The following is a 15337-nucleotide window of genomic DNA, read 5'->3' on the forward strand; positions in this document are numbered from 1 at the left end:
TATTTGTCAGGAAGCCTCTTATTTAGGCTTTTGAACATTTTATTATGCTACGATTTTGCCTCCTATTCTTCCTGTTGATGTTTCTGCCCGGTAATGCCCAGGAATTACCGCCTGTGGTCAATTATGGCGCCGGTGAATATGAAGGGGGAAACCAGAATTGGATGATCTCCCAGGGTCCCGACAAAAAGATGTATGTGGCTAATAATGCCGGTTTGTTTCAGTTTGACGGCGAACATTGGGTGTTATATGAGGTCCCGGGGAAGACTGCCCTTAGGTCGGTTCTAGCCTCAGGTGAAAATATTTATACAGGGGCCTATATGGAATTTGGTTACTGGAAGCCCCAGGGAAGTGGGAGACTTCAGTATGTTTCTTTAAAAGATTCAGTTTCGTCAGGGCTTCTGGATGGGGAGCAATTCTGGGATATTAAGGAAGTAGATGATCACGTTATTTTCCAAAGTCACCAGCGCTTGTATAGTTTTAACAAAAGGTCGGGTAAAGTCACGAGTATCGTGACAGAGAGAAATATTTCCAATCTTTTTAGTGTACGTGACAGGATCTATTATCAGGAGGCTGAAAAGGGCTTGTTTGTTATTGAAAATGGAGTGGGTAAGCCGTTTGTTTCTAATGAAAAGATTAATAACAAGAATATAATTGGTCTTTTTCCTTACTCTTCAGATAAGATGTTGGCTGTGACCAGAGATGATGGTCTTTTTATTATCACAGGCAATCAATGGGAAGCGTTGCCAATTGGTAATTACCCGATGGAGGTCAGTTTTTTCTCCGCCCTGTACCTGAGAGACGGCTCTCTTGCATTAGGGAGTATTGGAAATGGCCTATATGTATTGACCCTGGAGGGCAAATTAAAGTACCACTTAATGCAGCCCACGCTATTGAACAACACCCTTCTTTCTGTCATGGAAGATGAAGAAGGAAATATTTGGGGAGCCCTGGACAACGGAATTTCCGTTATTAATAAAGAAAGCCCATTTCGAGTGTTTGTTGACATCTTCGGAAAAATTGGAACTGTGTATTGCAGTATAGTGGTGGATGACATAATGTACCTGGGAACAAACCAGGGACTTTATCATAAAAATGATGATGCTGAAGAACCCTACCAACTAGTGCCGGGTACTACGGGGCAGGTGTGGAGCCTGAATTACATTGATGGAAAACTCTATGCAGGTCATGACCGGGGAACCTTCCTGATCAATGGAAAGGACGCCGATCTTATTTGGGACACGCTGGGAACCTGGACGGTTAGCGAGTTTGGAGATGGAATTTTACAGGGGCACTACAACGGAATGAGCTACCTGGACACAGATTCATCAAATACTACTTCGAACTACCTGGAAAATTTTGACCTTTCTGTTCACCATATGGTCGTAGAAAATGATTCTATTGTTTGGATTAGCCATTATCACCGGGGTGTCTTCCAAATCGAATTAGATTCAAGTTATTCTAAGATTGAGGAGATCAGGAATTTTGAGGTGAAAGGGAATTCAGGTCTGGTTCCACAGATCTTCCGTTTTGAAGATGATATATATTATTCCACAGAAGAGGCGGTTTACCGTTATGACAAGGGGAAAAACGAATTTTTGCCGGATAATGAATTAAATAGGTTGACCCGCGAAAACAACAGGGTGAGCAGCGCTTCAACTGTACTTGATGACGGGAGTTGGTGGACTTTTGGCTTTGACAATCTTTTCTATGTGACGCGTGATCCTTTTGAGCAAAAACTTATCCGCCGTGAAATACCAATGCCGTTGGAGAACAGAAATATTGGAAAGGGTTTTGAAAATATTTCATTAATTGAGGAAAATCGTTATCTAGTAGGAACCAATAACGGTTATATTGAGTTTTCCCTTCCTTTGGAAAAAGAGGTCGAACCCGGCCACCTTTTACTTAATTCTATCGGGGTGTCTTCGAAGAGAGAAGACCTTGAATATCGCTCCTTAGGAGTTTCAGACCTCAACCTTGCCAGCGGGGTCAACAATATCACCTTTAATTACAGCATTCCCAATTACCAGGGGTTAAGCAGGAAAGAATACAGTACCAGACTCGTTAATTATTCTTCTTCCTGGTCCCATTGGGATCAAACAGGTACCACAAAATACGAAAACCTTCCGCCGGGAAGTTACACCTTCGAAGTAAAGGGAAGGATCAACGGAAAGGAATCTAATGTTTTAAGGTACAGGTTCTCCATTGCTAAGCCATGGTATTACAGTACTTTGGCGCTCATAAGTTACTTTCTTCTTTTTATTTTGGGATTGGTGGTTATCCACTATTCGTACAGGAGGCGTCACAGAAAGATCATTTTAGAAAGAGAGAAGAATTTAAGGATGAAAAATCTCGAAGCTGAACAGCAGATCATAAGGCTTCAAAAGGAAAATCTTGAAAAAGACATGGCAGAAAAGAACGGCCAATTGGCGGCTTCAACTATGTCTCTGATCAAGAAAAATGAATTTCTGTCAAATCTTAAAGAAGAATTGAAAGGAGCAGAAAGCCCCAAAGTAAAAGGAGTAATAAAAACGATAGATAACGAACTACGGGAAGAGGACAACTGGAAGATGTTCAAAGAAGCTTTTAAAAATGCTGACAAGGAATTCTTCGATAAAATTAAGGCGCGTCACCCCGAACTAACTTCAAACGATCTTCGTCTTTGTGCGTATTTAAGATTAAACCTTTCTTCAAAAGAGATCGCACCTTTAATTAACATCTCCGTAAAGAGTGTCGAAATCAAACGATATCGATTAAGGAAGAAGATGAATTTACCCCGCGAGGTGAATTTAACAGATTATATTATCGAACTTTAGCCTTTACAATAGCCTCCCTTACCTTTACATATCCTCTACATTTAGGTAAAAAATACTATTTTATCTCTTTTTAAAAAACCTCCATATTTCAGTATTTTAGGGGTTGCAGCACTGGATTTGGGAGTTTTATGACATCTATACATATGACTTTCTCCTTGTAGATTTTTTGTAAAGGTGGTTTTTAGCAGGGCGGCTTTATTAGTTAATATATTAGTAACACAATTTTAACAAATAAAAACGCCGGGGTTGCGATATCCGCAATCGAGGTCTACGCCAAAATCATTTGTCGTAATTCGAAATCGATTTCGATTAGGAATGGAATCTCTGGTAAAAAAAGTAATCTTAAAATTAAATGCACCAACAACTAAATCTAACATTCAATGAAAATTAAAAATTATTTAGTGATGTTACTGTTATTCGTTGTGAGTTCTGCCATGGCTCAATCGAAAGTGGTAACGGGTACCGTAGTAGATGACAGTGGAATGCCTTTGCCAGGCGCCAACGTCATAATAAAAGGTACAACTACAGGAACTCAGACAGATTTTGACGGGAAGTTCGCCATAGAAGTAGCTCCCCAAGATATTCTCGTCTTCTCTTACGTAGGTTACGAAACGATCGAAACTTTGGTAGGAGACAAACAGGATCTTATGATCACCTTAACTCTTGATGCCGCATCTCTTGATGAAGTTGTGGTTGTAGGTTACGGTACTCAAAAGAAAAGTGTAACTACGGGTGCAATTTCCTCTATAAAAGCTGAAGAACTCGAGGCTGTTCCTAACGGAAGAATTGAGCAGGCTTTACAGGGAAGGGTTTCCGGGGTTACTATTGCTCAGAATTCCGGGCAACCTGGATCTTCGGCTACCGTACGCGTTAGGGGTATAACCACCTTTAATACTTATGGAGGAAACACTCCGCTATGGGTAGTAGACGGAGTAATTGTAGATTCAGGTGGAATTGGCTATTTGAATCAACAGGATATTGAGTCTATTGAGGTTCTTAAGGATGCCGCTTCTCTTGCCATCTATGGAGCGCGTGCCGCTTCAGGGGTAATTCTTGTTACTACTAAGAAAGGTAAGCAAGGATTACTGAATGTGAATTACACCGGCTACTATGGTGTTTCAGCTCCTGAAAAAACGGTAGACCTATTAAATGCTTCTCAATATGCTGCCTTGATGAATGAAAAATCAGTGGCCGGAGGCGGAGCTATCATTTATCCCGATCTTACTGTTTTTGGTAAAGGTACAGATTGGCAGGAAGCCATTTTTAATGACAGCGCTGAAAGAGAATCTCACGAATTTAGTATTAGTGGTGGAAATGATGTTTCTACCTACTATGCTTCTTTTGGTCTTTTGGATCAGGAGGGGATCGTAACTTCAGAAATTTCAAAGTACCAGAAAAAAAGTTTGCGTTTGAACTCTACTCACAAATTATCTGAGATGTTCACATTCGGTCAAACTTTTGGCTATGCGCATCAAAAGGTTACCGGATTAGGAAACACGAATAGTGAGTATGGTGGGCCATTAAGTTCTGCACTTAACCTGGATCCTATAACTCCTGTGGTTGTTACTGACCCGGCAGTTGCAAATTCTCCTATATATGTCAACAACCCGGTGTTAAGAGATGCAAATGGTAATCCTTACGGTATTTCCGGTCCTGTTGGACAGGAAATGACCAACCCGGTTGCTTATACTCAAACCCGTTTAGGGAATTACAACTGGTCTGATGACTTCGTGGGTAATGCTTATCTTGAGTTTAAACCTATTGAGCAACTTACTCTAAAATCATCTGTTGGAGGTAAAATAGCATATTGGGGTGGGGATTCCTTTACTCCGGTGTACTTCCTTAGTTCTACAGTAAATACTTCTCTTAACAATCTTAGTCGAAACCGAAATAAAGGTTTTGCCTGGAATGTTGAGAATACTATTTCATACGATGACACTTTTGGAAAACATAATTTCACCTTACTGTTAGGTCAGGGTACTTATGTTGATGGAATTGTAAGTGGTACCTATACTTCTTACCAGGATATTCCTGTTACAAGCTATAAGGATGCCTCTTTTAATTACGCTATCCCACAGGAGAGGATCACTGCAAGCGCTTATACCGGAACTGAGCATAGGGTTATTTCCTTATTCTCCCGTCTAAACTATAACTATGATGAAAAATACCTTTTTACAGGTATCATTCGTAGAGATGGTTCAACCAACTTCGGTTCCAACAACAAATTTGGGGTTTTCCCATCATTCTCTGCAGGTTGGAACGTTTCTAACGAAGAATTCTGGGGTACTAACGATGTTGTAAATACTCTAAAACTTAGAGCAGGTTACGGTATCACCGGTAACGATGCGATTAAACCTTTCGGTTATCTTGCCCTTATTGGAGGTGGACGTAACTATACCTTTGGACGCGATGGAAGTGCACTTGTTATTGGATATAGCCCTGATGCACCACCAAACCCGGATCTAAAATGGGAAGAAACTGCTCAGCTGAACATTGGAGCTGACGCAAGATTTTTCAGTTATTTAACTACAAGCCTGGAATACTACAAGAAAACAACAACTGGTATCCTTCAGGATGTTGAACTTCCAGGATATGTAGGTTCAACAGGCCTTCCTGTAGGAAACGTTGCTGACATGGAAAACCAGGGGGTTGAGTTTGAACTTGGTTTCAATAAAAATTTCGGAGATTTTTACTTCTCAGCTAATGGAAACGTTACTTATATAGATAACAACGTTACCTATCTTGGGCAGAATAAAGAATTCATTACTACAGGACTTGCATCGTTCCAGTCAATGGGGCCAATCACCAGAACCCAGGTGGGGCAACCATATAACTCCTTCTTTGGATTCAAAACGGCAGGTATCTTCCAGAACTTTGAAGAAGTTAATTCTTATACCGGACCTAACGGTAATGTTATTCAACCCAATGCCGTTCCAGGAGACTTTAGATGGGTAGATACCAACAATGATGGTACTATTACTGATGAAGACAAACAATTCCTTGGAAGTCCTTTACCAGAGTTCACTTTTGGTCTTACCCTTAACATGAACTATAAGAATTTTGATTTCATGGTTTTCGCTCAGGGAGCTACAGGTAACGAGATCTTCCAGGGACTTAGACGTCTGGATATCCAGAATGCTAACTATTCCACAAAAGCCCTTGGTCGTTGGAGAGGTGAAGGCACATCAAATGACTACCCTCGCTTAACAGACAATGATACTAATGAGAACTTCAGCAGAATGTCTGATTTTTACCTTGAGGAGGGAGATTATGTAAGGATCAAGTTGGCTCAACTTGGCTATACCGTTCCTAATTCTATAACAGGAGAAATTGGAGTACAGAAGATGAGATTTTATGTGACAGGAGAAAATCTCCTGACGTTGACGGACTATACAGGTTTTGACCCTGAGATTGGAGGAGATGTATTTGGTATTGACCGTGGTTATTACCCACAAGCCAGATCATTCTTAATTGGAGCGAACATAACTTTTTAAAAAAAATGAAAATGAAAACAAACACTATAAAGTTAGTATTTGCTGCTTTGGCAGTGATATTTACAATGAATTCCTGCTCTGAGGATTTTCTTGAAGTGCCGATAAAAGGTTCCAATCTGGAATCAAACTACTACAGAAATGAAACAGAAGCCTTTGCCGGTCTCGTTGCAGTCTATGATGTCATGAGAAAATATTCCGGTGGTTTTGAAAATATGGTTACCTTCTTTAATGCCGGATCTGATGATTTCCTGGCAGGTGGGGGTAACGCATCTGACGGTGTTGGTATACAGTCTTTCGATGACTTTACTATTTCGGCTACTACCATGCCGCAAAGTTATTGGAGTGATTTTTATCAGGGAATTTCCCGGGCCAATTTCCTTCTAACTAAGCTTCCGGATGTTCCAATGGACGAAGGAGTAAAAGCCAGGTTTACTGCAGAAACTAAAACACTGCGTGCTTTGTATTACTTTGACCTGGTAAGAATGTTTGGAAACATTCCGCTAATTACTCAGCCTTTAACTCAATCGGAATTCAATAGTATTCCTCAGGTAGATCCTTCAGAAGTTTATGGGCAAATTGAGGCAGATCTTATGGAGGCCATTCCTAATCTACCATCTACTATTTCTGCATCTGAGGGAGGAAGAATGACTAAAGGAGGAGCTCAGGCTCTTCTTGGTAAGGTTTACCTGTACCAGGGAAAAAACCCGGAAGCTGCTGCTATCCTAAGGGAAGTTAACGGTACTCCTGGAGAAGTTAACCAGTACGGGAACAAATTGTTAGATAGCTTTGATGCCCTTTGGGAAACAGATAATAAATTCAATGCCGAGTCTCTTATTGAAGTAGCACATACAAATGTTTCCAACTCATACTGGGAAATCTGGGGAAGCGGAAGCGATGAAGGAAACACTATCAACACTATGGTTGGTCCAAGATCATATGCTCAATTGACTTCTGCAGCACCTGATCTTCCTTCAGGATGGAGCTTTAACACAGTGGTGCCTGAGCTTTATGAACTTATGAAAGATGACCCAAGGTTAGATGCTACTATTTTGGATATGAATGCTCTGGTAGCTGCGGGTGCAGCAACATATATTTCAGGTTATGAAGATACAGGTTACTTCCTGAACAAATATCTTCCTACCCGTGCAGATGTTACTACAGGAGCAGGGGAGCCTATCCTAAATTACCGTCAGAATCACTACGTGATAAGACTTGCTGATTCTTACCTGATGGAAGCCGAAGCTCTTGGCGGAACAGGTGCACGTGCACAGGCGCTTCTTGATGCTGTTAGGGCCAGAGTTGGTCTTGGAAGCGTTCCAGTTTCTTTGGCCACTATTTACAGAGAGCGAAGAATTGAATTGGCAGGGGAAGGCCACAGGTTCTTTGATCTTGTAAGAACCAACAGGGCTGGTGAAGAAATGGGACCAGAAGAGTCATATGCTGACGGTGGACAGGGAGGTTTTAACCCACAAGTTCATACGGTTCTTCCTATTCCTTACAGAGAGCTAGAGAATACCATAATAGAACAAAACGACGGCTATTAAAATTAAAATGAAACACATGAGAAAATTTAAAATCATACTGGGTATCTTTTCTCTCCTGGCAGTTACATTAAGTTGTAGCCTGGAAGATGGTATAGATCAAGATACGTCCTTTATTAATTCAGCCAATATTGATAATATTGGCGCAATACTAAAGATCACCAATGACAATTCAGGTGTTGTGACAGTTACTCCAACAGGAGAAGGAGCAACGACTTTTGTGGTAGATTTTGGTGACGGTGAACCTGTTTCAGATGAGATAGGAGTGGGAGAGTCTGTCAATCACACCTATGCAGAAGGAAATTACGATATAGTGGTAACAGGAACTAACCTTGCCGGGAAAACCGCACAGGGTATTCAGCCGGTTGTAGTTTCATTTAGACAACCTGAAAACCTTACTGTTAATGTTCAAAAAGATCCTCAGGATAACTACACCATTAACGTGAGCGCATCAGCAGATTATGCTGCTATGTTCGAAGTGTATTTCGGAGAAGAAGATGGAGAAGAACCTACCCCGTTAATGATTGGAGGAACCGTTTCTCACACATATGAGACTATTGGTGCCTATGACCTAAGAGTTGTTGCACTAAGTGGAGGTGAAGCCAGCCTGGAAACCACTCAGGTAGTGACTATAACAGATCCATTATTCCTTCCGGTTGATTTTGAATCCAGCAAATTGGATTATTCCTGGATTGGTTTTGGAGGCTCAAATGCGCAGGTTATTAATAATCCTGACATGAGTGGTCTTAATACCAGTGCTAAAGTGGTTGAGCTTACTAAAGACGCCGGAGCACAATCCTGGGCGGGAGCAACTTTGGAATTAGATGAACCACTTGATTTCTCTCAAGGAACAGCCATTAAGATGAATGTGTGGTCACCCGAAGCTGGAGTACCTATAATGGTCAAGATCGAAGATTCAAATTCAGCACCGGATCAGTTTGGTAATCCTTCAGTATTTGTGGAAGTGACCGAGTTTACAACGACTTCTAATCAATGGGAAGAAATGACCTTTAATCTTAAGAGTTCTTCAAGTTTTGACCCTTCAGTGAACTATGACAATTTTATAGTATTCTATGATTTCGGAAGCACTGGGGAAGGTACTACAGTTTACCTTGATGACATAAGATTGGCTAAACTACAACTGCTATCCTTGCCTATTACTTTTGAATCAGATATTCTTACCTATTCGTTTTACAATTTTGGACCTGATCAGCCAAACGGTGTGCCGATCGTGGATAACCCCGATCCTAATTACATCAACATGAGTAATAAGGTTGCGAAATATACTAAACCATCAGGATCTCAAACCTGGGCGGGAACCTTCCTTGAACTGGATGAGCGAATTGATTTTTCTACCAAAAAGTACATTCAGGTAGACGTTTGGTCACCAACGGCCGGAACTCCTGTGCTCTTGAAAGTGGAAAATAAAGTTAACGGAAACCTTTCTGCGGAGAAAGAAGTAAATACAACAGTAAGTGGAGAATGGGAAACCTTGACCTTTGATCTAACTGGTGTTGATACTGCTGTTGATTATAACAAAATCGTAATGTTCTTTAATATGAACACTTCAGGAACAGGTGAAACGTATTATTTCGATAATATTAGAACAGTAGATCCTAATCTTTTAGCCCTACCACTTACCTTCGAATCTGATGTTCTGGATTACTCTTTCTTTAATTTTGGACCCGATGTGGAGAATGGAGTGCCAATTATTGCCAACCCAGATCCAAGTGGAGTGAATACCAGTGATATGGTGGCAGAATATACTAAACCTAGTGGTTCTCAGGTATGGGCCGGTACCTTCCTGGTGCTTGACGAAGCTATAGACTTCTCTTCACAACAAAAGGTAAGGGTAGATGTCTGGTCTCCAATTGCAGGTGCGGAAGTACTATTAAAAATTGAAAATTCGGCTGATAATTCAATATTTGTCGAAACCAGGGTAAATACTACGGTTAGCGGTCAATGGGAAACTTTAACCTTTGATCTGAGCAATGTTGACCCTTCCAAGGTTTACGATAAAGTAGTATTGTTCTTTAATATGGATACTTCAGGAACAGGCGAAACCTATTACTTCGACAATATTTATCTGACAAACTAAAAAGCAGCAAAAATGAAAAATATAATAAAAATTAAAGGTCTATTCTTTGCCTTCCTACTTATTGCAGTAGGGTGCTCTGAGCCCGATTATGAAATGGGAGACTTGACCGCGCCAAGTAATATTGTACTTGATGCTGATATTGTAGGCCAGGATGAGGCACATCCTTATGGGGATGGTTCAGGAGACGTGAAATTGACTGTGACAGCAGACAATGGGGTTTCCTATAAGATAGACTATGGTAAAACAGCAGATCTTAACCTGGTTTCTTTCCCTGGGCAACAGATGGTAAAATACACCAAAACAGGTGTCAATACCTACACTATCACAATTGTGGCTTATGGTCCGGGTGGAACTCCAACCATGGTAACTCGTGAGCTGACCATAGAAAGTATTTTTGAACCGGCTCCGGAAATCATTTCATCACTTGTGGGTGAGGAACCAGAGAATCCAAGTGATCCCCGTGCCAGAACCTGGGTGGTCGACAAGTCTTCTGTAGGTCACTTTGGAGTTGGACCTTGGGGTGGTTCGGTTACTCCAGAATGGTGGTCAGCCGGCGTAAATGAAAAAGTAGGATCTGCAGATTGTTTTTATTCCGCGACCTTTACTTTTGAGCAGGTTGGTGATAACCAATATACTCTTGAGGTAGATGCACCAGATGGAGCCTTTACAAAAACCGGCGATCTTACAACACTTCCGGGCATACCGGCCTCAGGAGCTGAAGCCTGTTACGACGGTTACACAGGGGGAACCTCAGAATTTAGCTTTGGTCCTGCTACTACCGGTCTACCGGCATCTACTCCTTCAACTCAAACAAGTATCAATCTTGTAGGAAATCAAACCTTCATTGGGTATGGGGCAGTTCAAAAGGAATACGAGATCCTGGAGATCACACCAGAATTCATGTATCTGAGAGTACAGGGTACTGAAACTGGAAACGCCTGGTATATTAGGTTAATTCCTGTAGAATAAATTTTTAATGACCTGAAGATTTCCGGAGGTGAAAGATAGCCTCCGGAAATTTCCCAGGTTCAAAGTAACACTCCTTTTTACTTTCATACTATGTATTTTTTAAAGCTAATTTATCAGCTCAGGCTCCCTCTTGCTTTAATTTTGGGATTACTTGCCATAAGCTGTAGCAGTTCCGATCCCAATGAAGATGACACCAACAAGCTTTCAGATCTTACCGTGGAAGTAGAAATTGTAGGGAGTTCTTCATCCAACCCTTATGGGGATGGTAGTGGAAGAGTGAAAGTTTCCTTTTCAGCCAAGAATGCCACTTCCTATAAGGTAAATTTTGGCAACGGGGATATGATAGAGACCCCTTCCAATAATGTCTCTTATACGTATGTGGGTGCAGGCACCCATACGTATCAAATTTTTGTTTCTGCTTACAAAGGAAGTCAGTTCATCTCTAAGAATGTGTCCATAAACATTTCTGTTTCCTCGGCCCTAATTTTTGCTGACGAGTTTAACTCTAATGGCGCACCTAACAGTAGTAGATGGGGCTATGATATTGGAAGGGGAAATGATGGATGGGGCAACAATGAAGTGCAATATTATACCAGCCGACCCGAAAACGTGGTTGTTGAAAACGGAGTGCTGAAGATAACTGCACGAAAAGAAAACTACGAAGGTGCAGACTATACCTCAGCCCGTTTATTGACAAAAGGGAAATTTAGTTTTACTTATGGTAAAGTGGAAGTGAGAGCTAAACTCCCCGTGGGAGGAGGCACCTGGCCGGCTATTTGGATGCTCGGCTCCAACTTTAGTAGTGTAGGATGGCCCGCATGTGGTGAAATTGACATTATGGAACACGTGGGCAACCGACCCGGAATTGTTTCCAGTGCCATACACACCCCTTCAAGTTATGGAGGTACGGTGAACCATGGTGAAACTTCGATACAGAACGTTTCTTCTCAATTCCATGTTTACAGTGCAGAGTGGACTGCTGAAAAGATCCAGTTTGCAGTAGATGGAAATATTTTTTATACCTATAACCCAACCACTAAGAATGCCAGTACCTGGCCTTTTAACTCTGATCAATTCATAATATTGAATATTGCGATGGGTGGAAGCTTAGGTGGAAATATTGATCCCAATTTCAATTCGGGAACAATGGAAATAGATTATGTAAGGGTTTATAAATAATAGATCCTCTGGTAGAACAGAGGTAAAATGAATTATTATGAAAGGGCTTATTTCTTTTTTGCTGTCACTCTTGCTGTGTGCCAGTTGTAGTAGTGATGGCGAACCAGAGCCACCAACTCCTCAACCGCCTCAAGTCCAAAATGAGGTAGATTTTTTCTTGACTAGGGGAGATCAGTCTCACAAGTTACAGAAACAACCGGGAATTCTTGCCTTTACAAAAACTCCCAATTCATATCCTTCTATAAAGGTAACCACGTCTGAGACTTTCCAGACTGTTGAGGGCTTCGGTTTCACCTTAACCGGTGGAAGTGCTGAAGTAATCAATACCCTCAATAGCACTAAAAAACAAGAATTACTTGAACAACTTTTTGGGAACAGTGAAAACGCGATTGGCATAAGCTATTTGCGAATCAGCGTAGGGGCTTCAGATCTTAATTCATCCACTTTTTCATACAATGATCTTCCTGCCGGTGAAACAGACGAAGACCTTTCAGAATTCAGTCTCGAACCAGACATGGATGGTGTTATCTCCCTTTTACGGGAAATTTTGGAGATCAATCCAAATATTGGGATCATGGCTACTCCATGGTCACCCCCGGTTTGGATGAAAGATAACCAAAGTACTATTGGCGGTAATCTGCTGCCTCAATACTACGATGTTTACGCCAACTATCTCGTTAAATATGTTCAGGAAATGGAGAAACTGGGAATCGAAATTGATGCCCTCACTCCTCAAAATGAACCATTACATGCCGGGAATAATCCCAGTATGCACATGACTGCTTCGGAACAGGCAGAGTTTATAAAAAATTCTCTTGGTCCGGCTTTTCGGGCTGCTGAATTGGATACTAAGATCATTATTTATGATCATAATGCCGACAATCCGGGTTATCCTATTGCCGTCTTAAATGACGCGGGAGCCAGACAGTATATTTCAGGTTCGGCTTTCCACCTTTATGCTGGTGATATATCTGCACTATCCACTGTTCATGATGCCTATCCCAATAAGGATATTTACTTCACAGAACAATATACTGCGTCAAACGGAGATTTTGGCGGTGACCTGAAGTGGCATTTGAAAAATGTCATTATTGGTTCCATGCGAAACTGGAGCAAAACCGCTCTTGAGTGGAACCTGGCCAATAATACCAGTTTTGGACCACATACAGAGGGAGGTTGTACAACCTGTAAAGGAGCTATTACAGTTACCAGTAGCTCATCTTACCTTCAGAATGTGGGATACTACATAATCGCACATGTTTCAAAATTCGTACCTGTAGGTTCTGTGCGTATCTCCAGTAATATAATTGGAAATCTACAGAATGTTGCATTCAGAACACCTTCCGGAGAGAAAGTTCTGATAGTACTTAATGATGGTAATAGCTTTGAAAGTTTTAATATAGAATATGACGGGAAGAAAGTGACGACTGGACTTAATCAGGGAGCAGTAGGAACTTTTGTATGGAAATGACCGGGACAAAACAACAGCAATGAAAAATCTTCTAATTTTCAGTTTTTTGCTTTATTTCTTCCAGGGATACTCTCAGGAAACCGGAAAAACTAACTTCCTGCACACAGTAGATCAAAAGATCATTGACAGGAATGGTGAGAATGTGCTCCTCAGGGGAATTGGCCTGGGAGGACATATGCTTCAGGAAGGATATATGCTGCAGGTGCCATTTTCAGGACAGCAATATGTGATAAAGGAACATATAGAAGAACTGATTGGAGATGAAAAAACTGCTGAATTCTATGAGGCCTGGCTGAATAACCACACCAGGAAAATAGATATTGATTCTTTGAAGAGCTGGGGATTCAATTCGGTACGTCTTCCTATGCACTATAATCTCTACACCCTGCCGGTAGAAGATGAACCGGTAAAAGGTGAAAACACCTGGCTGGAAAAAGGCTTCCAGATGACCGATTCTTTATTGAGCTGGTGCAAAGCAAATGAAATGTACCTCATTCTTGATATGCACGCTGCTCCCGGAGGACAGGGACACGACGTAAATATTTCAGACCGTGATCCATCTAAATCTTCTCTTTGGGAAAGTGAAGAAAATAAACTGAAATTAATTGCTCTTTGGAAGAAACTGGGCGAAAGATATCGTGATGAGCCCTGGATAGGAGCTTATGATATTATTAATGAACCCAACTGGACCTTTGAAGAGGGGAAAGCCAAAAATGGTACCGAAGACAGTAAAAATATCCCTTTAAGGGAGTTAATGGTAAATATCACCAAAGCCATTCGGGAAGTTGATCAAAACCATATTGTGATCATTGAAGGAAATGGATGGGGAAATAATTATAACGGGATTCTACCTCCGTGGGATGACAATATGGTCATTAGTTTTCATAAATACTGGAACTATAATAACGAGGAATTGATCCAAAAATTCCTCGACTTTAGGGAAAAGTATAATACTCCAATTTGGTTAGGAGAAACAGGTGAAAATTCCAACGTGTGGTTTACTGATGCCATCCGTTTAGCAGAAGAGAACAATATTGGCTGGTGCTGGTGGCCCCTTAAGAAGTTAGGGTTTAATAATCCCCTAGAGGTTCCGGTCAATCCCGGCTATGCTAAGATATTACAATACTGGAGGGGCGAAGCTGAAAAACCTTCAGAAGAAGAAGCTTACCACGCCTTTATGCAGCTGGCAGAAAATACCAAACTTGAGAACAATTACTTTCATAAAGGGGTGGTGGATGCAATGATGCGCCAGCCTCATTCTAAAACCGCTATTCCTTTTTCAAATGTGGTTATCAAAGATAATGGAGAATTGAAGGCTGTGAATTACGATATGGGACCAATTGGAATTGCCTATTATGACAATGTATCTGCAAATTACCATGTATCTACCGGCGAAGGCAGAGAAAACTGGAATAATGGCAGAACCTACCGGAATGATGGGGTGGACATTTATAAAGAGGATGAAAATGTCTTTGTGGGCGATACAGAAGCGGGGGAATGGCTGCTTTATACCTTGAATTTTGAAAGAGGAGGGAATTATGACCTCTCATTTGAAGTAGCCTCTAATGTACCAGGAAAAGCGCAGGTTAATATAAACGCTAATACTCAAAAGGAACTCGATATTCCCAATACCTCCGGAGAATGGGGATGGGTAGATCTCAAGAATCTTCCTTTTAAAAATGGAAAAAATCAATTGAAGTTCATCGTCAAAAAGGGTGGCTTTAATTTCCGAACTATCAGGGTTGAGCCTGAAAAATAAAATTAATTCTAAA

Annotated in this window: 8 protein-coding genes; all 8 read left to right on the top strand. The window is 41.1% G+C overall.

The window, feature by feature from the left end:
* The first annotated feature begins 44 nt into the window (after window positions 1-44).
* The 8 genes from ACNORC_RS03045 (at window position 45) to ACNORC_RS03080 (ending at window position 15324) form a co-directional block, all read left to right on the top strand.
* Window positions 45-2813 (top strand): helix-turn-helix and ligand-binding sensor domain-containing protein, encoded by a 2769-nt coding sequence (locus ACNORC_RS03045; protein WP_418334113.1) that lies wholly within the window; start codon window positions 45-47, stop codon window positions 2811-2813.
* Window positions 2814-3193: 380 nt separating this feature from the next.
* The gene (locus ACNORC_RS03050; RefSeq protein ID WP_418334114.1) at window positions 3194-6307 is read left to right on the top strand and encodes a SusC/RagA family TonB-linked outer membrane protein; all 3114 of its coding nucleotides are present in this window, start codon (window positions 3194-3196) and stop codon (window positions 6305-6307) included.
* Between the two features lie 11 nt (window positions 6308-6318).
* Entirely contained in the window at window positions 6319-7851 is a 1533-nt protein-coding gene (locus tag ACNORC_RS03055) for a RagB/SusD family nutrient uptake outer membrane protein (protein WP_418334115.1), read from the top strand.
* 16 nt (window positions 7852-7867) lie between these two features.
* Window positions 7868-9946, top strand: coding sequence for a hypothetical protein (locus ACNORC_RS03060; RefSeq protein WP_418334116.1), 2079 nt, complete (start codon window positions 7868-7870; stop codon window positions 9944-9946).
* Window positions 9947-9958: 12 nt separating this feature from the next.
* Window positions 9959-10915, top strand: a complete 957-nt coding sequence (locus ACNORC_RS03065; RefSeq protein ID WP_418334117.1) for a hypothetical protein — start codon at window positions 9959-9961, stop codon at window positions 10913-10915.
* A 141-nt stretch (window positions 10916-11056) separates the two neighbouring features.
* On the top strand, window positions 11057-12094 hold the full coding sequence (locus tag ACNORC_RS03070) for a family 16 glycosylhydrolase (protein WP_418334118.1): 1038 nt from the start codon (window positions 11057-11059) through the stop codon (window positions 12092-12094).
* Between the two features lie 37 nt (window positions 12095-12131).
* On the top strand, window positions 12132-13565 hold the full coding sequence (locus ACNORC_RS03075; protein ID WP_418334119.1) for a glycoside hydrolase family 30 protein: 1434 nt from the start codon (window positions 12132-12134) through the stop codon (window positions 13563-13565).
* A gap of 19 nt (window positions 13566-13584) precedes the next feature.
* Window positions 13585-15324: a cellulase family glycosylhydrolase gene (locus ACNORC_RS03080; RefSeq protein WP_418334120.1), complete on the top strand. Its 1740-nt coding sequence runs from the start codon at window positions 13585-13587 to the stop codon at window positions 15322-15324.
* Window positions 15325-15337: the final 13 nt, after the last annotated feature.

This window comes from Salinimicrobium soli (assembly GCF_048323655.1).
In the GTDB taxonomy this organism is placed as follows: domain Bacteria; phylum Bacteroidota; class Bacteroidia; order Flavobacteriales; family Flavobacteriaceae; genus Salinimicrobium; species Salinimicrobium soli.

What these genes read in the sequence shown, in the direction of transcription:
- ACNORC_RS03065 (WP_418334117.1), top strand. Translation starts at nt 9,959, where the DNA reads ATGAAAAATATAATAAAAATTAAAGGTCTATTCTTTGCCTTCCTACTT.
- ACNORC_RS03075 (WP_418334119.1), top strand. Translation starts at nt 12,132, where the DNA reads ATGAAAGGGCTTATTTCTTTTTTGCTGTCACTCTTGCTGTGTGCCAGT.
- ACNORC_RS03055 (WP_418334115.1), top strand. Translation starts at nt 6,319, where the DNA reads ATGAAAACAAACACTATAAAGTTAGTATTTGCTGCTTTGGCAGTGATA.
- ACNORC_RS03050 (WP_418334114.1), top strand. Translation starts at nt 3,194, where the DNA reads ATGAAAATTAAAAATTATTTAGTGATGTTACTGTTATTCGTTGTGAGT.
- ACNORC_RS03045 (WP_418334113.1), top strand. Translation starts at nt 45, where the DNA reads ATGCTACGATTTTGCCTCCTATTCTTCCTGTTGATGTTTCTGCCCGGT.
- ACNORC_RS03060 (WP_418334116.1), top strand. Translation starts at nt 7,868, where the DNA reads ATGAGAAAATTTAAAATCATACTGGGTATCTTTTCTCTCCTGGCAGTT.
- ACNORC_RS03080 (WP_418334120.1), top strand. Translation starts at nt 13,585, where the DNA reads ATGAAAAATCTTCTAATTTTCAGTTTTTTGCTTTATTTCTTCCAGGGA.